This window comes from Acidobacteriaceae bacterium, assembly GCA_035944135.1.
Classification (GTDB): Bacteria; Acidobacteriota; Terriglobia; order Terriglobales; family Acidobacteriaceae; genus Granulicella.
Window position 1 is genome coordinate 696,342 of record DASZBM010000002.1, and the last position, 22,358, is coordinate 718,699.

Annotated in this window: 17 protein-coding genes; 10 read left to right on the forward strand and 7 right to left on the reverse strand. The window is 60.9% G+C overall.

The window, feature by feature from the left end; all coding sequences use genetic code 11:
• Positions 1-86: 86 nt before the first annotated feature.
• The gene (locus tag VGU25_05615; GenBank protein HEV2576669.1) at positions 87-3,662 is read right to left on the reverse strand and encodes a TonB-dependent receptor; all 3,576 of its coding nucleotides are present in this window, start codon (positions 3,660-3,662) and stop codon (positions 87-89) included.
• A 171-nt stretch (positions 3,663-3,833) separates the two neighbouring features.
• Between VGU25_05615 and VGU25_05620 the strand changes: the two genes are divergently transcribed.
• The 3 genes from VGU25_05620 to VGU25_05630 are packed head-to-tail and all read left to right on the forward strand — an operon-like array spanning position 3,834 to position 6,708.
• Positions 3,834-4,889: a LacI family DNA-binding transcriptional regulator gene (locus tag VGU25_05620; GenBank protein HEV2576670.1), complete on the forward strand. Its 1,056-nt coding sequence runs from the start codon at positions 3,834-3,836 to the stop codon at positions 4,887-4,889.
• Positions 4,889-5,590 (forward strand): phosphorylase, encoded by a 702-nt coding sequence (locus VGU25_05625; protein HEV2576671.1) that lies wholly within the window; start codon positions 4,889-4,891, stop codon positions 5,588-5,590. Before VGU25_05620 ends, VGU25_05625 begins: the two co-directional genes overlap by 1 nt.
• 26 nt (positions 5,591-5,616) lie before the next feature.
• The gene (locus VGU25_05630; GenBank protein HEV2576672.1) at positions 5,617-6,708 is read left to right on the forward strand and encodes an alcohol dehydrogenase catalytic domain-containing protein; all 1,092 of its coding nucleotides are present in this window, start codon (positions 5,617-5,619) and stop codon (positions 6,706-6,708) included.
• Between the two features lie 225 nt (positions 6,709-6,933).
• Here VGU25_05630 and VGU25_05635 read toward each other — a convergent pair whose 3' ends face one another.
• Entirely contained in the window at positions 6,934-9,474 is a 2,541-nt protein-coding gene (locus VGU25_05635; GenBank protein ID HEV2576673.1) for a glycogen/starch/alpha-glucan phosphorylase, read from the reverse strand.
• Positions 9,475-9,797: 323 nt separating this feature from the next.
• Between VGU25_05635 and VGU25_05640 the strand changes: the two genes are divergently transcribed.
• Complete coding sequence (locus tag VGU25_05640; protein HEV2576674.1) at positions 9,798-11,441, forward strand: cellulase family glycosylhydrolase; 1,644 nt, start codon at positions 9,798-9,800, stop codon at positions 11,439-11,441.
• Positions 11,442-11,519: 78 nt separating this feature from the next.
• On the opposite strand, the gene VGU25_05645 is transcribed toward VGU25_05640, so the two are convergent.
• On the reverse strand, positions 11,520-12,878 hold the full coding sequence (locus VGU25_05645) for an Nramp family divalent metal transporter (protein ID HEV2576675.1): 1,359 nt from the start codon (positions 12,876-12,878) through the stop codon (positions 11,520-11,522).
• 51 nt (positions 12,879-12,929) lie between these two features.
• Complete coding sequence (locus VGU25_05650) at positions 12,930-13,619, reverse strand: metal-dependent transcriptional regulator (GenBank protein HEV2576676.1); 690 nt, start codon at positions 13,617-13,619, stop codon at positions 12,930-12,932.
• A gap of 296 nt (positions 13,620-13,915) precedes the next feature.
• On the opposite strand from VGU25_05650, the gene VGU25_05655 reads away from it, so the two are divergent.
• The gene (locus tag VGU25_05655) at positions 13,916-14,707 is read left to right on the forward strand and encodes a Stp1/IreP family PP2C-type Ser/Thr phosphatase (GenBank protein ID HEV2576677.1); all 792 of its coding nucleotides are present in this window, start codon (positions 13,916-13,918) and stop codon (positions 14,705-14,707) included.
• Positions 14,708-14,775: 68 nt separating this feature from the next.
• On the opposite strand, the gene VGU25_05660 is transcribed toward VGU25_05655, so the two are convergent.
• Complete coding sequence (locus tag VGU25_05660) at positions 14,776-15,015, reverse strand: hypothetical protein (GenBank protein HEV2576678.1); 240 nt, start codon at positions 15,013-15,015, stop codon at positions 14,776-14,778.
• A gap of 124 nt (positions 15,016-15,139) precedes the next feature.
• Between VGU25_05660 and VGU25_05665 the strand changes: the two genes are divergently transcribed.
• Positions 15,140-15,874: a dienelactone hydrolase family protein gene (locus VGU25_05665; GenBank protein ID HEV2576679.1), complete on the forward strand. Its 735-nt coding sequence runs from the start codon at positions 15,140-15,142 to the stop codon at positions 15,872-15,874.
• 231 nt (positions 15,875-16,105) lie between these two features.
• On the opposite strand, the gene VGU25_05670 is transcribed toward VGU25_05665, so the two are convergent.
• Both VGU25_05670 and VGU25_05675 read right to left on the reverse strand, forming a co-directional pair.
• Positions 16,106-16,939 carry an ATP-binding cassette domain-containing protein gene (locus VGU25_05670; GenBank protein ID HEV2576680.1) on the reverse strand — a complete coding sequence of 278 codons (834 nt, stop codon included), beginning with the start codon at positions 16,937-16,939 and terminating at the stop codon, positions 16,106-16,108.
• A 5-nt stretch (positions 16,940-16,944) separates the two neighbouring features.
• A complete protein-coding gene (locus VGU25_05675) occupies positions 16,945-17,724 on the reverse strand; it encodes an ABC transporter permease (GenBank protein HEV2576681.1) in 780 nt (259 codons plus the stop codon).
• Between the two features lie 71 nt (positions 17,725-17,795).
• Here VGU25_05675 and VGU25_05680 point away from each other — a divergent pair, with 71 nt between their 5' ends.
• Genes VGU25_05680 through hpnE form a run of 4 tightly spaced genes read left to right on the forward strand, consistent with a single transcriptional unit; the run spans position 17,796 to position 22,325 of the window.
• Complete coding sequence (locus VGU25_05680; protein ID HEV2576682.1) at positions 17,796-18,914, forward strand: alcohol dehydrogenase catalytic domain-containing protein; 1,119 nt, start codon at positions 17,796-17,798, stop codon at positions 18,912-18,914.
• Positions 18,911-19,909 carry a squalene synthase HpnC gene (gene hpnC, locus VGU25_05685; GenBank protein ID HEV2576683.1) on the forward strand — a complete coding sequence of 333 codons (999 nt, stop codon included), beginning with the start codon at positions 18,911-18,913 and terminating at the stop codon, positions 19,907-19,909. Before VGU25_05680 ends, hpnC begins: the two co-directional genes overlap by 4 nt.
• Positions 19,906-20,898 carry a phytoene/squalene synthase family protein gene (locus VGU25_05690; GenBank protein ID HEV2576684.1) on the forward strand — a complete coding sequence of 331 codons (993 nt, stop codon included), beginning with the start codon at positions 19,906-19,908 and terminating at the stop codon, positions 20,896-20,898. The genes hpnC and VGU25_05690 overlap by 4 nt, the downstream gene beginning before the upstream one ends.
• Complete coding sequence (gene hpnE, locus VGU25_05695) at positions 20,895-22,325, forward strand: hydroxysqualene dehydroxylase HpnE (GenBank protein HEV2576685.1); 1,431 nt, start codon at positions 20,895-20,897, stop codon at positions 22,323-22,325. Before VGU25_05690 ends, hpnE begins: the two co-directional genes overlap by 4 nt.
• Positions 22,326-22,358 lie beyond the last annotated feature (33 nt).

The following is a 22,358-nucleotide window of genomic DNA, read 5'->3' on the forward strand; positions in this document are numbered from 1 at the left end:
TCTGGTGTTTCGAGTCCGTCATTGAAGGCAAGAAAACGAGGAGGGTGCACCTGCCGGGGCACCCTCCACCAGTACATTCATCCACGCTAGAAGCTGAACCGCGCCTGGAGGGTAATCGTGCGGCCTCCGAGTGCCGTGTGATCGGTGCCGAACGGGGAACCTCCGGTTACAGCGCTCCCGGTAGACGTCACATTGTTGGTTACGCTGCCCGGATCGAGGTTCAGGATATTGAACAGGTTGAACGCATCAGCTCGAATCTCAAGCTTCGCGTTTTCACCCAGAAGCCTCGTGTTCGGAAGTCCGAAGCCTTTACTCAGCGAGGCATCGATATCCCGATAGCTCGGGCCGACGAACGCGTTGCGCAGGAGACCTGGCGTCGGGGGTAGCGCAACTGTCGGACTGAGCGTCGAGCCATTGCCGCTTACCGCCTGCATTGCGTTCGCAAAGTTCGGCGTGTTGAAGTAGGTGGTCGACTGCTGAACAATGGTTGACGAGCCGTTGACCGTCCCGTTTACACCCGGGTTGACAACATTGTTGGGAAAGTTGGTGCCGTTGATGAACGCATTGTTACTGTGATCGCCCTTATTACCGCCGCCAAGATAATACGGACGAATGTTGGTATAGCCGCAGCTCGTGCAGTAAAGCGACTGCGCAATACCGTAATTCGGAGAGTACGGATAGCCGGTGTGGACCTGGAAGATACCACTGAGCGACCAGTCGCCCAGAATCTTCTCCGCCCATCCCGCGCTGCCGTGGAAGATGACCGGCTGCCAGAGTCCGAAAAGCTTAAACGACTTTCCAACGTTGAAGTCCGAGGGTCCATACGAGTAGCCCTCGTTCTCCGGGAAGTATGGATCTTCGTAGTACGGTCCTGATCCATCTGTGTCCATGCTCTTCGCCCACTGGAACTGCGCGTCGGCGGAGAAGTGGTGCACGAACGGATGCTTCAACTCAACCAGCATCGCGTTGTTGTTGGACATTCCCTCGTTGATCCACCAATCGCCACCGCCATTCGGAATCAGTGGATTGAGTGCGTAGCCGGCCACCACAGCACCCGCGTTCGGTGTCATGTGATTAATCAGGTGACGGCCTACACTGCCTTGGTAGCCCAGCGATGCGACGATCTCCTTGTTGACCTCGTAATCACTCTCGAGTGAGAAGTGCTGGACATAAATTGTGGGGACATGTCCATAGCCGTTGCCCAAAATGACGACGTTTGCGTTGCCCGCCGTGGGCAAGCCGTTCGCGTTATACCCCGTAATTGCATGGGGATTGGCAGGATAGCCGCTCAGCGAGTGAATGTTACCTGACGTTCCATAGATGATGTCCGCACCGTTTGTTCCCTGGTTCGTCGGGCTTGCCCACACATAGTTCACATAATTCTGCGTGGGAGGATTGTTGCCGATGTTGGCAGTGATCGCGATCTCCTCTTGATTGAAGTTGAGACCGTATCCGCCGCGTACCACCAGCTTGTTGTTGAAGCTGCCCGGCGCCCAGTTGAAGCCGAACTGCGGTCCAAGGTTGGTCTTCGGAGACTCCCAAAGGTTATGTCCGCTGGCCACGGTCAACCCCGTGAATGCTGCGGTTCCCGCCCCGAACATCACGCGCGGGATGTTGTCCTGCTTGGCATAAAGAGCACCGAAGAAGGAGTAACGCAGGCCAACGTTCAAGGTGAAATTGGGCTTCACCTTCCATGCATCCTGGATGAAGGCGCCAAACATATTCTCGCGCTCATCGTTGCGCGCCGCTCCCGGAGTTCCGCTAACGCTGTTGAACCCGCCGTTTTCCTGGTACGGGGCATCGTTGAGAAAATCCCAAATGTTATAGAAGTGGAAGTTCGGGGCTCCTGTGGGCGCGTTAAGGTATTCCAGTTTCGTGTACTCGCCGCCGAACTTGATGGTGTGGGCGCCGATCACTTTTGTCGCTATATCGCGATAGCCGTAAGTCCATTGGTTCAGGTGGCTGCCAATGTTGGGTCCAAACTGGGTGATCGTGGCTCCGGAGGCTGGACCAAAGAAGCTGATGTTATCCGCAGGCAGGCCAATCGGCGACTGCGGATTGGAGGTGAGCTCGTTCCAGCGCCAGCCCGCCGCGTTTGCGCGGGCCTCGTTCAGCCACGTCGGACCGAAGGTGTGATTCCAGATCAAAGAGAACGCATCATTGACCTGGCTGTGATTGAACAGGTTATATGCGCGCGCGCCACCGTTGTAGAACGTGCTGCTGATCGGCACCCAGTAGATCGCAAACGAGAGATGGTCCTTCTGGCCGGCTTGATAATCCAGGCGGCCGTTGTACTGCTGGTAGTTCGAAGTAGTAGGAGTGCTGACCGTGTAGTAGGCCACGTCCGCGACGCCGTCGAGACCGCCACCGACGCCCGGCGTCGTAGCGGTTCCGGTCGCGGTTGTGTCCTGGGTCCCCAGAGATCCTTTGATGGGAGAACCGATGTCGAGGCCCTGACCCGCGATCGTTTTGCAATTCACGCCTTCTTGCAGGCCTGCAGCGGCGCAGGTATCCCCCGACGCTGCGATGGTGCCGCTCGGCGCGCTGCCGGCAAAGCTCAGATATTGCGCGGCGATGCTGCCAGATGGAGCGGCGGAACGGAAGGCGGATGTCTCATACCATCCGTTGCTGGTGGAGGTCGAGCTGTTCGGACTCGTCTCGTACGCGAAGAAGGCAAACAAACGGTCCTTGAGGATCGGTCCGCCGAGGCTGCCGCCCCACTGGTTATAGCGTTGCGTGTCCTTGACTGGACTGTTCACGCGAGTGCCGTTTGAGGTGCGGATCGCTGGCTGATATGCATTCAAGCCCGGCCGGTGGATGGCGATATACAGGCTGCCGTGGAGCTGATTCGTTCCGCTCTTGGACGTAACCATCGTCTGCGCGCCCGAGAAGCGGCCGTCCTCAGCGTCGTAGTCGTTGGTCACAATGCGAACGTTGTCAATCGAGTCCTCGTTTGGCGTGATCACCGTCGTTCCGCCCCAAACCGCGCTCACCGTGCTGATGCCGTCGATCGAGATGCCATTGCTCTCATACTGACCGCCGTTGGCATTCATTTGCGGACCGTTCTCGGTGGGGAAGCTACCGCCGTTGCCTGAGCCGCCGGGTCCCTGCGTCCCGGGTGTTGCATGCACGCCACCGCTCGCGCCCTGCGATCCGTCACTCACTGTTCCCGGCGCGAGTTGGCTCAGAGTGAAAACGTCGCGGTTAAACGACGGCGTGTGCTGAATGTCGTTCGAGCTGATGGTGGCGCCGATGTTCGACGTCTCCGTATCGATCGCCGATATCGTGTCCGCCGAGACGTTCACCGTCGTAGACGTGTCGCCGAGATCGAGCGCAATGTTGATCGAGTTTGCTTGCTCCGGGATGATCGTGACGTTCTGCAGTACCTTCTGCTTGAACCCCGACGCGGAGGCCGTAATCGTAAAGTGATCCGGCGGCAACTGGCCGAAGTTGTAAATCCCTTCGCCATTGGTTGTTGCGGTCTGCGTTGCATTCGTCGCGGTGTCGCGAAGGGTGACCGTTGCGTTAGGGATCACAGCGCCCGTCGAGTCAGCGACCGTGCCCTGAATCGACGCTCTGAATTGTGCACGGGCCGTTACACCAGCCAGAGAGACCATGCCGGCGAGCAGGAAACCGCAGGCAGTCCGTACAGAAATTCGCATATTGCCTCCAAAGGGGTACAGCATCGTCCGGCAATGGGAGCCCGGATCGTTCAGTTTCTTTAGGCAAACCTTTGCCTAAGACGACAGTGTTGTACGCGCTGCGGTGCTTGGATGTCAAGCCATTCGTTAGGGATGTCAGCTTTGCATTCCTTTTGTGGCAAACTTCGAACTGTGCCTCTGCCCAGTAAAGGCCGTGATGCAAACCGGCCTGCAAGCCTCAAAATCATTGCCGAACACCTCGGCCTCTCCGTGGCCGCAATCTCTCGCGTGCTCAACGGAGCTCCGGCGGCTAAATCCATTCCTAAGGCGACACAGGATCGCATCTTTGCGGCCGCCGAAGAGCTGAACTACCGCCCTAACGTGCTCGCGCGTAGCCTCCGCCGCGGTCGCTCCATGATCATCGGCGTCCTCGTCCCGGAGGTTTCCGAAGGCTATGCGACCGCCGTCCTCGCGGGCATCGAGCAGGCACTCCTGCAGGCCGAATACTTCTATTTCCTAATTAGTCACCATCACCGCTCCGAACTCATCGAGCGGTCCCAAATCATGATGGTTGACCGCGCCGTCGACGGCATCATCGCTATCGACAGCCCGCTGACAAAACACCCGCATTTGCCGATGATTACCGTCTCCTGTCCGGACGAACACGAGGGCATCACCAACATTGTGCTCAACCACCGCCGTGCAGCAGAACTCGCCATCGACCATCTTGTCGGATTGGGACATCGTGACATTGCGTTCATCAAGGGCCAGAGCTTCAGCTCGGACACCGAGCCCCGCTGGCAGGCCATCCGCCACGCCGCCGGACGCGCCAAGCTCAACGTCGATACCAACCTTGTCGCCCAACTGGAAGGCGATCAGCCTGGACATGAACCCGGGTATTTCGCGACGCAACGTCTGCTCGCCTCAAATGCGCGTTTCACCGCACTGTTCACCTTCAATGACGTCTCCGCCATTGGCGCAATCCGCGCACTACGCGAAGCGGGACTCCGCGTGCCGCAGGACGTCTCGGTCGTAGGCTTCGATGACGTGCAGTCCGCAGCCTTCCAAAATCCTGGCCTTACGACCGTACGGCAGCCACTTCGCACGATGGGGATACTCGCCGCGGAAGCCGTCGTACGCCGTATCGCCGCACCTGAAGAACACCCTGCGGCTAAACAGATCGTGGTCGACCCCGAACTGGTCGTTCGTGATTCGACCTGTACTCCGCCAAAACGGACGAGGCCCTAGTGTCACCGAAGATAGTGGCACCGAGGGTCGCCATCATCGCGGCACTTCCGCGCGAGATCTCAGGGCTAGTTCAGGGAATACCGCCTGAGTCTGAGCTGCGACGACGCGGCATCCATTTGCACCGCGCCCCCGGTGCAGTCATCGTCGCGGCGGGGATGGGATCTGCTCGCGTCACGGTGGCAGTCGAAGCCGCGCTTCAGGAGCAGTCCGGCGTGGAACTCCTGGTCTCGACTGGACTCGCCGGCGCGTGCTCACCCGAGATCGCTGCGGGCGAAGTGGTGGAGGCAAGTACCGTCATCGACGCGAAGACCGGCGAGCGGTTCGACTGTGACACGTCAGACTTGCGACGCGTGCTCGTCACAACCGAAGCGATTGCAGGCGTGCGTGAAAAGTCGCGTCTGCTCGCGACCTATAACGCGGCGCTGGTGGATATGGAGGCCGCGACCGTAGCGCGGCTCGCTGCCGCCAAAGGGTTGCGCTTTCGTGCCCTCAAGGGCATCTCCGACGCACACGACTTCGAGATGGAATCGCTGAGCCGCTTTGCTGACGCTCGCGGTCACTTCCGCACCGGAGCCTTCGCTCTGCACACGGCACTTCGTCCGGGCAGTTGGCAATCAGCGATGAGCCTGGGTCGTGAGAGCAACCGCGCACTTGCGAGGCTCTGGAGCAATTTGCGTTCTCTGATTGCTGAAACGGAGTAAGCGCAGCTTCCGATATCCTTGAATCAATGAGTGAATCTCTACCAAAGACCATGCGGGCTGCGGTATATCGCGCACCCGACGATGTACGAACAGAGACGATACCAGTACCCGAGATAGGCCGAGGCGAGGTGCTGGTCAAGATCGATACCTGCGGAATCTGCGGGACAGATCTCAAGAAAATTCATACCGGCTCCCATTCCGCGCCGCGCGTCTTCGGGCACGAGATGGCCGGCACGATCGCTTCTGTGGGAGAAGGCGTGCGTGGCTTCGCCGTCGGCGATCGCGTCATGGCCTTCCACCACATTCCATGCGGGCAATGCTTCTACTGCCGTAAGCAAACCTTCGCACAGTGCGAGCGCTACAAAAAAGTGGGCACAACGGCTGGCCTTGGGGAAGCTGCAGGCGGCGGCTTCGCTGAGTACATCCGCGTGATGGACTGGATTGTTGGGGACGGCAGCACGACCGCCGGCCTGGTGAAGATCCCCGATGACATTCCGTTCGAGCAGGCCGCATGGATTGAACCCGTAAACACCTGCTTCAAAGCCATCAAGCTGCTTAACCTCGAGCCGGATGAGACGGTTCTTGTCATCGGGCAGGGAAGCATCGGCATCCTGCTCGCGGCCCTTGCCGCGCAGACCGGGGCGACCGTGCTGACAAGCGACCTCTATCCGGAGCGCCATGCGATCGCGGCCCAATACGGCCTCAACCATCCTCTCGATGCTCGCGGCGATGTCGTCGCTGCTTGCAAAACAGCGACGGGTGGCCGGGGGGCGGATGTGGCGCTGGTGGCGGTGGGGGCGGATGCGCTGATTGGGGTGGCGATGCAGGCGATCCGGCCGGGGGGGCGGGTGATGCTGTTCGCCTCCACGCAGCATGGGACGGCGCCGTTCGATCCGGCGGCGGTGTGCATGGACGAGAAGACGCTGATGGGGTCTTATTCGGCCTCGGTGGCGATCCAGCAGGAGGGGATTGACCTGGTGTTCGAGGGATATCGCTCGGGGAAGCTGGACCTGACGAAGCTCATCTCACACCGGTTCGGGCTGGAAGATGCGGCAGAAGCGGTTAGGCTAGCCTCGAATCCACAGCCGGATTCGATGAAGATTGTGTTGAAGCCCTAGGGGTACCCCCCTCCCCCCTGTACTTTTTTGTGCAAAGTCTTCAATCGATTTCACTTAGCGCTGGACTTAAGGTGTCAGCTTCCTCTAAAGTATTGATTATAAAGGGATAGTCTTGCAAAGTCTTCATAAGAGATGACTTAGAATCACAAAAAAGATGGAATCCAACGATGCTGGGATTCTCCCTGGCCCCGTGGGGAAGGCGTTTGTCAAGCAGGCGGAGGCTGGTTAGCGCTGATCGGGGTGCGCCTCCGCGGTGGGCGCGACAGGCAATTTCCAGATGTCGGAGCAGTACTGGCGGATCGTGCGGTCGGAGGAGAACTTGCCGGAGCGTGCAGTGTTGAGAAGCGACATGCGACTCCAGCGAGTGATGTCACCGAAGGCTGCGCCGGCTTCGGCCTGGGCGGCAGAGTAGGCGTCGAAGTCGGCGAGCACGAAGTAGCGATCGTTGTTCAACAGGTCATTGACCAGCGGCGCCAGGGTGTCTCGGTCTCCGTTGCTGAAGCGGCCGTCCAGGAGGCCGTCGAGAACTTCGCGGAGCAGAGGGCTGCGCTCGTAGAAGCTGCGGGGGTGATAACCGCCGTGGACGAGATCGGCGATCTGCGAGGCGGTGAGGCCGAAGAGGAAGAAGTTTTCTTCACCAGCCTCCTGGCGGATTTCGATGTTTGCGCCATCGAGTGTGCCGAGGGTGACCGAGCCGTTAATCATGAACTTCATGCAGCCGGTGCCGCTGGCCTCCAGGCCGGCCGTGGAGATCTGCTCGGAGAGATCAGCGGTTGGGTAGATGCGCTGGCCGAGCGTGACGGAGTAGTTGGGCAGGAAGACGACTTTGAGGAGGCCGTTGACCTGGGGATCGTGATTGATGAGGTCGGCGGCGGTGCAGACCAGTTTGATCATGAGCTTGGCCATGGTGTAACTGGGCGCGGCTTTGCCACCGAAGAGGAACGTTCGCGGCGTGAGGTTCTTCGCGGTGCCGTTCTTGATCTGGCAATAGAGCGAGAGGATGTGAAGCGCGTTGAGGTGCTGGCGCTTGTACTCGTGGATGCGTTTGACCTGGACGTCGAACATCGAGCAAGGGTCGATGGAGATGTCCATCGTTTCTTTGATGAAGGCGGCGAGGCGTCCTTTGGCGTCCTCCTGGGTGGAGCGCCAGCGGTGGAGGAAGTTCGTGTCGTTCGCGTAGGGCTCGAGGGCGCGCAGCTGGAAGAGATCCTTGTGCCAGGCTGTGCCGATGGTGTCGTTGATGAGGCCTGTGAGCTCGGGGTTGGAGAGCATGAGCCAGCGCCGTGGGGTGACGCCATTGGTCTTGTTGCTGAAGCGCGCGGGCCAGGCCTCGTAGAAGTCGCGGAGGGTGACGGTCTCGAGGAGGTGGGTGTGGAGCTCGGCGACACCGTTGACGGCCTTGGAGCCGACGACGGCGAGGTGTGCCATCTGGACGTTGCGCTCGCCGTCTTCACCGATGATGCTCATGCGGCGCATGCGGGCGTCGTCGTTGGGGAAGCGCTGACGCATTTCGTCGAGGAAGCGCTGATTAATCTCGTAGATGATTTCGAGATGTCGCGGCAGGAGATTGCCGAAGAGGTCGAGCGGCCAGCGCTCCAAGGCCTCCGGAAGGAGCGTGTGGTTGGTATAGCCGAAGGTGGCCTGCGTGACCTTCCAGGCATCGTCCCATCCCATGGCGTGATCGTCCATGAGCAGGCGCATGAGCTCGGCGATACCGATGGAGGGATGGGTATCGTTCAACTGCACGGTCCACTTAGTGGAGAACTCCGTGAGCGGCTTGCCGAGCGAGAGATGAATGCCGACCATGTTCTGCAGCGAGCATGAAGTGAAGAAGAACTGCTGCATGAGGCGGAGGCGCTTGCCTTCGACGTTTTCGTCGGGCGGATAGAGAACCTTGCTGAGGGTTTCCCATTCGATTTTGTCGTGCACAGCACCGGCGTAGTCGCCGGCGTCGAAGACGCTGAGGTCGAAGTCGTCGACGGCCTGGGACTTCCAGAGGCGCAGGCGGCTGACCGTTCGCGTTCGGTAGCCTGGGATCGGCGTGTCGTAGGCGATGCCTTCGACTCTCTGTCCGGGAACCCAGCGGTGCCTGAGCAAGCCTTGATCGTCGGTGTAGGTCTCGGTGCGGCCGAAGAAACCGACTTCGACTGGCTGGGTTGAGGCAATCTCCCAGGGATTGCCGAACTGCAGCCATTTGTCGGATTTTTCGACCTGCCAGCCGTTTTCGATCTCCTGACGAAAGAGGCCGAACTCGTAGCGCAGACCGTAGCCGATGACGGGAACGTCGAGTGTCGAGAGCGAGTCGAGAAAGCAGGCTGCGAGTCGGCCGAGACCGCCGTTGCCGAGGCCGGGCTCCGGTTCCTCGTTGGCGATTGCTTTGAGGTCGAGGTTGAGAGAGTGGAGCGCCTGCTCGGTATTGGAGGTGAGGCCGAGATTCAGGAGATCGTTTTCCAGGTGCGGACCGAGAAGGTATTCGGCGCTGAGGAAGGCGAGGACGCGAGCGTCCTTCGCACGATAGCCTTCGATGGTTTCGAGCCATCGATCCATGAGGCGATTGCGCACGACGGCAGCGAGGCCGAGATACTTCTCGAGCGTGGTGGAATGCTCGAGTGGACGGCCGACGGTGTGGATCATGTGATTTCTGAGCGAGACCGCAATCTCCTCGGGCGAGGTGCCGGCGTGGTTCTCATTGCGCAATGTGTCCATTTGTTGCGGTTCGAGGTCCGAGGAGTGGGGCGGAGCTGGGTGCTGATGCTGCAGCGGCACGGTTGCCTCCAGAGGGTGAGTGAGCCTTCACCCCGATGCGTCCAAGGCGAATGATTACAGGGCGCAGAGTATCTTGCCACTGTTCTTTCGTGACTGGCGAATGGATGGAAGCATGGTTAGGTGAGGCCTGACTGGGGGGCACGTTACCAAGGGCGCCGGGACCTAGCCGAAAGAATGTTGACAGGATGCGGGTTTGACCTCTAGGATTTTCGACGGTTTGGGGGACCGGTCTCTAACCGGCTGCTAAAAAGCGCAGGGCTCTGTGCCACTTGTCTGTACTTGCTGTTGAAGTGGGAACTCATCACAAGGAGACAGGTGAACGCATGGTGCATCCAGAAGGAATGCTGAAGGGTCAGATTTTTAATAGACGGGTTGCCGGCCGCACTGCATTGTGGGCTGTGATGGTTTTGAGCGCGGTGGTTTCGATGCTGCTTGTCTCGGTCATTGCAAAGGCGCAGCCGGCGGTACCTCTGCATACGGCGGGCCCGTACATAGTCGACAGCAATGGTTTCCGCGTACGGCTGAATGCGGTGAACTGGTATGGCGCGGAGGGCTCGGACTACGTGGTGATGGGGCTCGAGTCACAGACGATCTCGGAGATTGTGAGCGAGATTAAAAGCCGCGGGTTCAATGCGGTGAGGCTGCCGTGGTCGAACGAGATGTATGAGAGCAACCCGGTGGTGGGGAGCTATTCGCTGACGGCGAACCCGAGTCTCGAAGGCGACAATGCGTTGACGATTTTTGATGCCGTGGTGAATGCGCTGACGAGCGCGGGGATCATGGTGATCCTGGACAATCACACGAGCACGGCGATGTGGTGCTGCGGCAATGATGTGAATCAGCTCTGGTACAACAGCAGCTATCCGCAGACGAGCTGGATCAGCGACTGGGAAGGGATGGCGACGCGGTACGCGAGCAATCCGATGGTGATTGGAGCGGACCTGCGCAACGAGCCGCGGATTTCCGCTGTGTGGGGCGGCGGCGGCGCGGATGACTGGCATGCCGCGGCACAGACGGGCGGCAATGCTGTGCTGGGTGTGAATTCGAACCTGCTGATTTTTGTGGAAGGCATCAGTTATGCCGGCGATTTGTCGGGTGTGGCGAGTACGCCGGTGACGCTGAATACGGCGAACAGGCTGGTGTATGAGGCGCACGATTATGGCTACTGGTACTCGGGGCTGACGGGATACAGCGACTGGTACAACACGATCAATCCGAAGTGGGGCTACCTGGTGACGGGAAAGAGTCCGGTACCGCTGTGGATTGGTGAGTTCGGCACGTGCGACACGGCGAGCACGTGTGTGAGCAGCACAAATAATGCAGACCTGGGATATTGGTTCGGGTTCATTCACCAGTTCCTGTGGGAGTACAGCGTGGACTGGTCGTACTGGGCATTCAATGGGACGACGGAGACCGGTCACGGGAGCGGGTTTGGAACGGCGGAGACGTACGGGATCATGAACACGTCGTGGAGCGGCGATGCGCTGCCCGCGCTGACCTCGAACCTGCAGAGCCTGATTACGAGCGGAGGAGGCCCGGCGACGGGAACGTATGAGCTGAGCAATGTGAACAGCGCCCTGGCGATGGAGGTGAATGGGTGGTCGACCGCGAATGGCGGCATTGTGGATCAGTACACGTGGGGCGGCAGCCAGGCGAATCAGGAATGGGTGCTGTCATACCTGAACAACGGGCTGTATCAGCTGACGAATGTGAATAGCAGCAAGGTGCTGGATGCGGTGAATCACGGGACGACGAATGGAACGAAGCTACAGCAGTGGTCGAACCTGAGCGGAAGTAACCAGGAGTACATCGTGACGCACACGGCAGATGGGAATTACCGGCTGGTGAATTCGAACAGTGGGTTGTGCGTGGAGGTGCCGGGGTTCTCGAAGAGCAATGGCACGCAACTGGACACCTGGGGATGCAATGCAGGGACGAACCAGGAGTGGGTGCTGACGTCGCGATAGTTGGATCGGATGCGTAGGATTTTGCGGTGCTCTGTTTGTCCTCCCCCAGAGCACCGCTTTTTCTTGTGCGGGTGATGTTCAGGAGTGGTGGAAGGTTTCGACGAGGAGCCAGGCGTTGAGTGCGGCGATGATGACGGCGACGGCGTAGCCCGTGAATTTGAGTAGGCGGCCGTTGGTGAACTCGCCCATCCTGGCGCGGTCGCTGGTGAACTGTACGAGCGGGAAGACGGCGAAGCTCAACTGCATGCTGAGGATGACCTGGCTGAGGATGAGCAGGTCGGCCGTGCCGCGCTCGCCGTAGAAGAGGACGACGAAGATAGTGGGGATGATCGCGATGCTGCGCGTGATGAGGCGGCGTAGCCAGGGCTTGAGGCGGAGGTTGAGGAAGCCTTCCATGACGATCTGGCCAGCGAGGGTGCCGGTGATGGTGGAGTTCTGGCCGGAGGCAAGAAGGGCGAGGGCGAACATGGTGCTGGCTCCGGTGAAGCCGAGCATGGGTGTGAGGAGCTTGTAGGCGTCGTTGATCTCGGCGACTTCGAAGTGGCCGTTGCGGTGGAAGACGGCGGCGGCGAGGACGAGGATGGCGGCGTTCACGAAGAGCGCGAGCATGAGCGCGGTGGCGGAATCGATGTTGGAGAAGCGGATGGCTTCGCGCTTGCCGGCGGAAGTGCGCGGGTAGTCGCGCGTCTGCACGATAGAGGAGTGCAGGTAGAGATTGTGGGGCATGACGGTCGCGCCGAGGATGCCGATGGCGATGTAGAGCATGTCGGGGTTGGTGATGATGGCGCGTGATGGGATGAAGAGGTTGTGGAGGATGGGCAGAGCGTCGGGGTGGGAACGGAGGACTTCGATGGCGAAGAGGACGCTAATGGTGCCGATGAGGGTGATGACGAGGGCTTCGAGGTAGCGGAAGCCGCGGTTTTGCAGGAGCAGGATGAGGAGGACGTCGGCGCCCGTGATGAGGACGCCGAAGATGAGCGGGATGCCGAAGAGGAGCTGCAAGGCGATGGCCGAGCCGATGACTTCGGCGAGGTCGCAGGCGGCGATGGCGATTTCGGCGAAGAGCCAGAGAGCGATGGAGGTGCGGCGGGAGTAAGTGTCGCGGCAGGCCTGCGCGAGGTCGCGCTCGGAGGCGATGCCGAGTTTGAGCGACAGGCTTTGGAGGAGGATCGCCATCAGGTTAGAAAGCATGATGACGAAGAGCAGGGTGTAGCCGTAACGAGAGCCGCCGGCGAGGTCAGTGGCCCAGTTGCCGGGGTCCATGTAGCCGACGGCGATGAGGAAGCCGGGGCCGGCGAATCCGAGTATGCGGCGCCAGAAGGTTCCGGTGTGGGTGAGATGTACGGAGCGGAAGGCGCCGGGAAGCGACGGAGCGGCCTGGTGGTGACGCGGCTCCGCCGTCCGATCGATCTCTTCAACAGGAATCATTGTGGACATCCGCACCTTACTTCTTAGATGCAGTATGCCACAAAGACTTAACCGTGGTTATTAAGAGCTGCTCTGCCGGGGTTTTGACGAGGGAGGGCGGACCCAGATGCGGTCGGCGGCGAAAAAGCCGAGAGTGAGTTCGCGCGAGCCGATGCGGACGCGGAGGGTGTCGTCATAGTTGCGGGAGACGGGAGTGAGAGTGACGCCGGGGCCGATGCCGAGGGTATGGAGGAATTCGAGCAGGCGGGCGTCGCGCTCATAGAGGCTGGAGACGATGACGGGCGAGCCGGCGGCGGCGTCAGAGAGGCGCTGCAGGCCGCGGCGCTTGAGCTGTGCGGGGGTTTCAGGGAGGACTCGATTGCCGTGCGGGCAGTCGCCGGCTTCGCCGAGGCGCTCGATGAGTTTGGCTTCGAAGGCTGGGGAGATGACGTGCTCGAGGCGCTCGGCTTCGGCGTGGATCTGGTGCCACTCCATGCCGAAGATCTCGGAGAGCATGCGCTCGACGAGATGGTGGCGGAGGGCGGTGCGGTGAGCGGCTTCGCGGCCTTTGGTGGTGAGCTTGAGCGGGCCGTCTGTGGCGCTGACGTAGCCGTCTTCGCGGAGGCGGCGTAGCGCCTTGGTCACGGCGGGCGCGGAGACGCCGAGCCATTGCGCGAGGAAGGCAGGGATGACGGTGTGGCCTTCGCTCTCGGCCTCGATGATGGCCTTGAGGTAGTCCTCTTTCGAGACGGTGATCTCGGCAATGGGCATCGTTGATGAGTTAACCATGGTTTTGTGGGAATTGGAAGCGGGGGTGGAGCGATTGTGCGATTAGCTACGAGCTATGAGCTATGAGCTACGAGCTGCGCGTCGAAGCGAAGCATGTGCGCTCTTCGCGGCCGGAAGATTCTTTCTCGCGCGCCTTAACGCGCGATACTCCCCCTTTCGCAAGCGAAAGGGTAGGCCACCCGGTTCGTGCCGTGACGAAACGGGTCGGTGGGTTGACGGGGTGACTATACTTGGTGGGGCTTTAAAGGCAGAGGTGGAAGCTGTTGGGAGATACGGCTTTGCGATCGGGTGTGGAGGAGCGGAAGATTTCGCTGGAGTTCGAGGTCGCCGGAAGAACCGATATCGGGATGGTTCGGCGGACGAACCAGGACACCTTTGGAGTGGTGGAGTCGCTGGGGCTGGCGGCGATCTGCGACGGCATGGGTGGGATGGCCGGCGGCGAGGTTGCGAGCCGCGTGGCGCTCGAGTGTTTTGTGGAAGTGGCGCGGCAGGAGATTGAGGCGAACAAGAGCGGCGACGGTGAGCGAACAAAGCGGGCGTTATGCAGGGCGGCGGCGGCGGCGAATCGTGCGGTGAGGGCGCGAGCGAGTTATGACATCCGGTTTCGGGGGATGGGGACGACGCTGGTAGCGGCGCGGCTGGATGGAAATCAGCTGTTTGTGGCGAACGTTGGTGACAGCAGAGCGTACATGGTGCGGGGTGGAGTGGCCCGGCAGGTGACGCGGGATCACTCTTATGTGGCGGAGCAGATGAGCCGAGGTTTGATGACGCAGCGGGAGGCGGAGCGGTCGCCGTACCAGGCGGCGATTACGCGGGCGGTGGGGATTGACGAGGATGTGCAGGCGGACTTCTACACCGAGGCGGTCGAGGCGGGGGATGCGCTGCTGCTGTGCTCGGATGGATTGATGCGGCACATGCGCGATGAGGAGCTAGGAAGGATTGTGGCGGACGCGACGGTCACTCCGGCGGAGGCTTGCGAGCGGCTGATTGCGACGGCGAATGCGCGTGGTGGATCGGACAATGTGACGTGCGTGGTGATGCGGTTTGGGACGGCGCCGGGACAGGGGTGAGTTTCGATGCTGCCAGCCCACTCATGCGCGATAAGACTGCGCATGAATGGGGCACCCAGATTTCGTGGCTAGATGCGGGAAATGTCTTCGGCGGTGACTTCGATGTCGAAGCCGGTGAAGAGGTCGGCTATGCGTTGGTCGGAGAAGCCGCGCTCGCGGAGGAGGCGGACCTCGTCGGCGAGCATGTTGACGACCTGAGCGGCGGTGAAGTGTTCCTGCGAGGCGCCGGCGGCTTCGCGGAGCTCGCGGGCGGCGCGGGCGACCTGGTCGGCGGTGTAGGTGGGGTAGTCGGCGGCGTTGTCGGGCATGGGCGCTCCTGACCTTTTGTCCTGTCCTTCGTCGATAAGAAGCATAGAAGCGCGATGAGGTTGCGAGTGGATGAGAAACAGCCATGTGCATGCTGAGGCAGACTAGAAAGCTGGAGTTGTTGCGATGGTAATTGTGCAGGAGTTTGTGGATCTGGAGACGCCGAGTGGCGCGATGCGCACGCATATCTTGCGGCCGGCGGCAGAGGGAAGGTATCCGGGTGTGTTGTTTTACTCGGAGATCTTCCAGGTGACGGAGCCGATTCGGCGACAGGCGGCGCAGCTCGCGGGGCATGGATACGTAGTCGCGGTGCCGGAGATTTATCACGAGTATGAGCCGCTGGGCACGGTGTTGAAGTATGACCAGGAGGGATCAGATCGTGGGAACACGCTGAAGACGACGAAGCCAGTGCACGGATTTGACGATGACGCGCGGGTTGTTTTGGGTCATCTCGCGAATCGCGGGGATTGCACAGGCAAGTTGGGCGTGATGGGAATCTGCATCGGCGGGCACCTGGCGTTTCGTGCGGCGATGAATCCTGAGGTGCGCGGCGCGGTTTGCTTCTACGCGACGGACATTCACAAGGGAAGCCTGGGGCAAGGGCGGCAGGATGATTCGCTGGCGAGGGCGGGCGAGATCAAGGGTGAACTGTTGATGGTGTGGGGACGGCAGGATCCGCATATTCCGACGGAGGGGCGGATGTTGATTCTCGACAGGCTGAACAATGCTGGTCTGAAGCTGAACTGGCATGAGGTGAACGGAGCGCATGCGTTTCTGCGCGACGAGGGCGTCAGGTATGACCCGGAGCATGCGAGGGCGATGTTCGGGCTGGCGTTGGATTTGTTTCATCGGACGCTGTGAACCCACTCATGCGCTCTACCACCCCAGCGAGCAAGCTCGCCGGGGACCCCGGTCGCCACGCATGAATGGGGCACCCGGCGGGCTCGGTGGTTGGGTCTTCTGCGATCAGTTTTCAGTTGCCAGTTTGTTCGTGGCTGAAAAGGGTTAAGCGGTTTGGGGAAGGCGAAGACGGTCGGGGTTCTTCGACTTCGTCGCTCCGCGACTCCGCTCAGAATGACAGCTGTTTTTGCGTCACGAGATGAAGGCTTCGAGCCAGGGGTCGGTGGTGCGGGTGAGCTCCTGGGTGGTGCCGTCGAAGACGATGTTGCCATCGTTGAGGACGAGGAATTTTGTGCCGGGGTCGATGCCGCCGTTGGGGATGAGCTGCATCTTGTTTTCCGCGGGGTTGAAGCGGTTCGTTGCGAGCGTGAAGGCGTCCTGGATGCGGTGGGTGATGAGGAGCGATGTGGTCTGGGAGACATCGCGCTGCTTGACGATGAGCTCGATGATGGTGGTCGAGGTGATGGGATCGAGGCCGCCGGTGGGGCTGTCGTAGAGGATGAGGTCGGGTTTGGAGATGATGGCGCGGGCGATGGAGACGCGCCGGCGCATGCCGCCGGAGAGCTCGGATGGAAATTTGTTGATAGCCTGCTCGAGCTCGACGAAGCGAAGGGCTTCGACGACGCGATCGTGGGCTTCGGCCTCGGGGACGTGCTCTTCGATGAGTCGATAGGCGACGTTGTCTTCGACGTTGAGGGAGTCGAAGAGTGCGCTCTCCTGAAAGACCATGCCGATGTGGGCGCGGATCTCGTACATCTCGCGCGGGGTGAGGGAGGAAAGCAGGCGGCCGAAGACGCGTATCTCGCCGGAGTCCGGGGTGAGGAGTCCGTTGGCGAGCTTCATGATGACGCTCTTGCCGACGCCGGCCGGGCCGAGGAGGATGCGCATCTCGCCGTGCCGGACGGTGAAGGAGACTTCGCGGAGGACGGGGCCGCGATCGAAGGCGATGGAGACGCGCGAGAACTCGAGGACTGGCGTGTTGGGATCGAGGACTGGAGCTGCGGGCGCGGTCGCGGGGCTGGCCATCTGGATTATCTTCCGAAGATGCCGATCATCATCTTGGTGACGAGGAAGTCGCAGAGGATGATGAGCACGGAGCTGATGACGACGGCCTGGGTAGTGGAGCGGCCGACGCCCTGTGTGCCGCCGGTGGTGCGCAGACCGCAGAAGCAGCCGATGGTGGCAATGATGAAGCCGGAGAAGAGCGGCTTGGCGAGGCCTTCGATAACGTCGCCGAAAACGAGCGAGCGGAAGGCGGTGTGAAAGAAGGCGCTGCCTTTTAGTCCGAGGAGGCCGACCGCCACGAGCGCGCCGCCGGAGATGCCGCAGGCGTCGGAGATGACGGTGAGAAAGAAGAGCATGATGATAGTCGCGACGAGTCGCGGCGAGACGAGCTTGCGGACGGGGTCGGTGCCGAGGGCGCGCATGGCGTCGATCTGCTCGGTGACCTTCATGGAGCCGAGCTCGGATGCCATGCCGGAGGCGTTGCGGCCGGAGACCATGAGACCGGTGAGCACGGGGCCGAGTTCCTTGACCATGGAGAGCGCGACGAGGCGGCCGGTCATGTTGACCGCGCCGAACTGCTGGAGCGAGGTGGCAGATTGCAGGGTGAGGACGCACCCGGTGAAAAAGCCGGTGAGGATGACGATGGGCAGCGAGCCGAAGCCGATGGAGTCCATCTGGGTGAACGTGTCGGCGATGTAACGGGGTGGAGAAAAGATGGCAGCGATGGCGTGCCATGTGAGGAGGGAATACTCCTGCACTGAGGCGACGATGCCCTTGGCGTAGGCCTCTGGGGAGGGAAATCTCATTCGGTCCGCTGTGGCTAAGAGTAACAGAGCGCGTGAGGGCTTCGGTGCACGGAAAGTGCGAGAATAGAGGCATGTACGCCACGATGAAGGCCGCCGTTCTGCGTGGGAAAGAGGACCTGCGGGTGGAGCAGGTGCCGCTGCCGCAAGCCGGTGCCGGGGAGCTGGTGGTGCGGGTCGATGCGGCGCTGACCTGCGGTACGGACCTGAAGGTGTTTCGGCGGGGATATCACGCGAAGATGCTGACGAAGGATCGGCTCTTCGGGCACGAGGTTGCCGGCACCGTCGCTGAGGTGGGTGAGGGTGTTGCGGAGTTCAAGGTGGGCGAGCGCGTGCTTCCGATGAACTCTGCACCGTGTGATGCCTGCTTCTATTGCGAGCAGGGGCAACAGAATCTGTGCGACGATTTGCTGTTCAACAACGGAGCTTATGCGGAGTACATACGCGTTCCGGAACGGATTGTGCGGAAGAATACGTTGCGGATTCCGGACGGAATGCGCGCGGAGCATGCGGCGCTGACGGAGCCGCTGGCGTGTGTGGTGCGCGGGCTTGAGGAGTCAAATGCAAAGGCGGGCCAGACGGCGATTGTGCTGGGCGCGGGACCGATCGGATTGCTGTTTATTCATGCGGCGGCGATTGAAGGGCTCCACGTGATTGCAGTGGTGAAGCGCACGGACCAGGTGCAGACGGCGAAGCTCTTCGGCGCGGAGCATGTGGTGCGCATTTCGGATGTGGAGGATCCTGTCGCAGCCGCGAAGGCATTGACGCCCGATGGCCGTGGAGCGGACCTGGTGTTTGAGGCCGTGGCGACTCCGGAGGCGTGGGAATGGGCCGTGCAGATGGTTCGCAAAGGCGGGGTGGTGAACTGGTTTGGCGGGCCGCCGGCGGGCACGGAGGTGAAGCTGGACACGAACCTGATTCACTACAGCGACCTGACGCTGAAGGCGAGCTTTCATCACACGCCTGGCACGGTGCGGCGCGCGTTCGAGATGATTGCGTCGGGCCAGTTCAATGCGGATGCGTTCCTGACGGGAACAGCGTCGCTGGAGGATGTGCCGCAGGTGTTTGAACGGATGCTGACGCGGCCGGCCGAGGGAACGGCGCCGGAGATTAAGACGGTGATCTATCCACATCGGCGTGGGACAGAGATGACGAGTGCGAACGCGACGGAGCTTGTGGGAGAGCGGCGATGAGTGCGCAGTCGCAGAGCGTGGTGCATGCGTTCGGAGAGCTGGACGGTGCGCCGGAGATTTATCTGACGCCGGTGGAGCGGCCGAGCGATGAGCAGGCACTGCTGTGGTGCAAGCAACTGGCGACGACGCACTACGAAAATTTTCATGTGACGACAGTGTTTCTGCCAAAGAAATTGCGGCCGCACTTTTACAGCGTGTATGCGTTCTGCAGGACGTCGGATGATCTGGGGGACGAAGTTGGCGACACAAAGACGGCGACGCGATTGCTGGCGGAGTGGCGCGCGATGCTGCATGAGTGCTTCGAACAGCCGGAGCGTTCAAGGCATCCGGTGTATGTGGCGCTGCAACCGACGATCAAGTGCTGCGCACTGCCAATGCAGCCGTTTGACGATTTGATTACGGCGTTTGAGCAGGACCAGGTTTATACGAAGCACGCGTCGCTGAAAACGCTTGAGGAATATTCGAGATATTCGGCGAATCCGGTGGGGAGGCTGGTGTTGTTGATCAGCGGGTATCGCGATGAAAAGCTGATGCGGCTGTCGGATGAAATCTGCACCGGACTGCAACTGGCGAACTTTTATCAGGATGTCGTGACGGACTGGGTGGACCGCGACCGACGGTATCTGCCGGCGGATGCAATGCGGCGATTTGGCGTGACGGATGAGCAGATTGCGGCGCGGCGGTTTGATGCGAACTTTCGCGCATTGATGGAGTTCCTTGTGGCGGATGCGCGAGCGCGGCTGCTGCGCGGCGCGAAGATCGCGACGATGGTTGAGCGCGATCTGGCGGCGACGCTGTCACTTTTCGTTAAGGGCGGGTTGTCGATTCTGGATGCAATTGCGGCGCAGGATTATGACACGCTGAAGTCGCGCCCGGTGGTGACGAAGGTGGCGAAGATGAGGCTGCTGGGTGGAGCGCTTGTGGGGCGAGTGGGTGCGGCGGTTCTGCCGCGAAGGGGATCGGGGCCGGCTTCGGGTCAGGGACAGGCTGCATGAAGACTGAAGGGAAGGGGCTTCCGCCATCGGAGCTGGAGCTGGCGTATGCGACGTGCCGCGAGATTGCCAGGCGCGAAGCAAAGAATTTTTATTGGGCTTTTCGGGTGCTGCCGCAGCATAAGTCCGACGCGATGTGCGCGGTCTATGCGTTCATGCGCAAGGCGGACGACCTTGCGGATGATGAGCGGATGACGATTGATGAGCGCCGCGAGGCGATGGAGGAGTGGACGGAGGCATGGCGGGCCTCGCGTGCGAAGCCGCATGGCATTGCGGCGGAAGATCCGGTATTTCGCGCGCTGAACGATACGCAGCGCAGGTTTGGGATCAGCGATGAGCTGCTGGAAAAGCTGGTGCAGGGGACGACGCTCGATCTGCAGGAGACGCAGCCGGGGGTGGAAGTGGTGCGGTCGATTCGGATCACCGAAGGCGGACACTCGGCGAACAGCTTTCAGGTGTACACGACGTTTGAGGATCTGTACCGCTACTGCTACCTGGTGGCGTCGGTGGTGGGGCTGGTTTGCATTCGGATTTTTGGGTATACGGATGAGCGCGCGGAACATTATGCGGAACATGTGGGGATTGCGTTTCAGCTGACGAATATTTTGCGCGACATAAAAGAGGATGCGGAGCGCGGGCGCGTGTATCTGCCGATGGCGGAGTTGAAGCACGAAGGCGTGCATCTGGAAGATCTGTTGCTGGCGACGCGCGGTGTGGTGATCACGCAGGAGATGGTGGATCTGGTGAAGCGCGAGGTAAAGCGCGCGGGCGTGTTTTATCGGGATGCAAATGAGCTGATTCCGCTGCTTGATGCGGATTCGCAGCCGGCCATGCGAGTGCTGGTGTCGATTTATGAGGGGCTGCTGGATAAGATTTCGGCGAAGCCGGAGGCAGTGTTTCGGAAGCGTGTGTCGGTTCCGACAGTGACGAAACTGGCGATCCTGGGACGCGGATTGTTAGAGGCGTGGCGGCTGCGGAGAAGGCAGGCGTGAGCGGCAATTTGGCCGCAGGCGCCGCGGCAGATGTAATCGTGGTGGGTGCGGGTGTTGCTGGACTTGCGGCGGCCGTGGCGCTGAGCGGAGTGGGTGCTCGGGTGGTGCTGCTGGAGCGCAAGCCTTATGTGGGTGGACGAGCGTATTCGTATCTGCATCCGGCGTTGAATGAGGTGATCGATTCGCAGCATGTGCTGCTGGGTTGCTGCACGAATTTGATTGATCTGTGCAGGCTGGCGGGTGTGGAGCGGAAGATCCGGTGGTATGACGCGATTCCGTTTCTCGAGCCGGCGCGCAATGGTGGCGAGGCGCGGAGAAGCGAGATTGTTCCGGGAGGGTTGCCGGCGCCGGCGCATTCCGCGATGAGCTTTCTGGGCGCGCCGATGTTGAGTGCGCGGGACAAGGCGGGGATTGCGCGCGGGTTGATGGAGTTCATGCGCGGGATTCCTGGCGCGGATGATGAGGCGTTCTCGGAGTGGGTGAAGAGGACGGGGCAGACCCAAGGTGCGGTGAAGCACTTCTGGGAGCCGATCATTGTCAGCACACTCAACGATACGTTCGAGAGGACGTCGACGCGGTATGCGGCGAAGGTGATCTACGTGTCGCTGCTGAAGTCGGCGGAGGGCGGAAGGTTGGGTGTGCCGGCGGAGCCGCTGTCGGAGTTCTATGCGGCGATGGCGGAGTTGGCGGCGCGGCAAGGAGCTGAGGTGCGGCTGCGGGCGAGTGTGGAGCGGATTGAGCGTGTGGGTGATGTTTGGCGCGCGACGATGAGTGATGGTGCGGTTGTTTCGGCGAAGGCGATCGTGCTGGCGTTGCCGTTCGAACAGGTGCAGAGGCTGTTGGCGACAATTGCGGAGCCGAGTGCGGAGCAGCGGACGATGATGGAGGGCTTTGCGCATTTTGTGCACTCGCCGATTACGACGATTCATCTGTGGCTGGACCGCGAGGTGACGGAGATTGAACAGGCGGCGTTGCTGGATACGCGGATTCAGTGGATGTTCAATAAGTCTCGAATTCGGCGGAGTGGCGCGGGCGAGCACTATTACGAACTGGTGATCAGTGCGTCGCATGCGGAGTTGAAGAAGACGCGCGAGGAGATTCTGACGTCTGGCATTGAGGAGTTCCGGAGATTCTTTCCGGCGATGCGTGCAGCGAAAGTTTTGCGTGCGGGTGTGTTGAAGGAAGCAAGAGCTACTTTCTCGGTGACGCCGGGGCTGGAGCGGTTTCGTCCTGAGGCGGATGCGTGCGGGGATGGGCTTTATCTTGCCGGCGATTGGACGAAGACGGATTGGCCCTCGACGATGGAGAGCGCGGCGCGGAGTGGGAGGATGGCGGCGGAGAGAGTGGCGAGAGCAGCAGGTGGAAAGCAGCAGTTCCTGACGCCGGAGCTGCCGGTGCGTGGGTTGATGCGGATGTTGGCTCGTTGAGGCAATGACGCTGCGTCGGCTCTTGTTGCGCGC

Excerpts from the sequence above, each read along its gene's own strand:
- VGU25_05615 (HEV2576669.1), bottom strand. The coding sequence starts at position 3,662 with ATGCGAATTTCTGTACGGACTGCCTGCGGTTTCCTGCTCGCCGGCATG.
- VGU25_05630 (HEV2576672.1), top strand. The coding sequence starts at position 5,617 with ATGAGTGAATCTCTACCAAAGACCATGCGGGCTGCGGTATATCGCGCA.
- VGU25_05640 (HEV2576674.1), top strand. The coding sequence starts at position 9,798 with ATGGTGCATCCAGAAGGAATGCTGAAGGGTCAGATTTTTAATAGACGG.
- VGU25_05645 (HEV2576675.1), bottom strand. The coding sequence starts at position 12,878 with ATGTCCACAATGATTCCTGTTGAAGAGATCGATCGGACGGCGGAGCCG.
- VGU25_05650 (HEV2576676.1), bottom strand. The coding sequence starts at position 13,619 with ATGCCCATTGCCGAGATCACCGTCTCGAAAGAGGACTACCTCAAGGCC.
- VGU25_05660 (HEV2576678.1), bottom strand. The coding sequence starts at position 15,015 with ATGCCCGACAACGCCGCCGACTACCCCACCTACACCGCCGACCAGGTC.
- VGU25_05665 (HEV2576679.1), top strand. The coding sequence starts at position 15,140 with ATGGTAATTGTGCAGGAGTTTGTGGATCTGGAGACGCCGAGTGGCGCG.
- VGU25_05670 (HEV2576680.1), bottom strand. The coding sequence starts at position 16,939 with ATGGCCAGCCCCGCGACCGCGCCCGCAGCTCCAGTCCTCGATCCCAAC.
- VGU25_05675 (HEV2576681.1), bottom strand. The coding sequence starts at position 17,724 with ATGAGATTTCCCTCCCCAGAGGCCTACGCCAAGGGCATCGTCGCCTCA.
- VGU25_05680 (HEV2576682.1), top strand. The coding sequence starts at position 17,796 with ATGTACGCCACGATGAAGGCCGCCGTTCTGCGTGGGAAAGAGGACCTG.
- hpnC (HEV2576683.1), top strand. The coding sequence starts at position 18,911 with ATGAGTGCGCAGTCGCAGAGCGTGGTGCATGCGTTCGGAGAGCTGGAC.
- VGU25_05690 (HEV2576684.1), top strand. The coding sequence starts at position 19,906 with ATGAAGACTGAAGGGAAGGGGCTTCCGCCATCGGAGCTGGAGCTGGCG.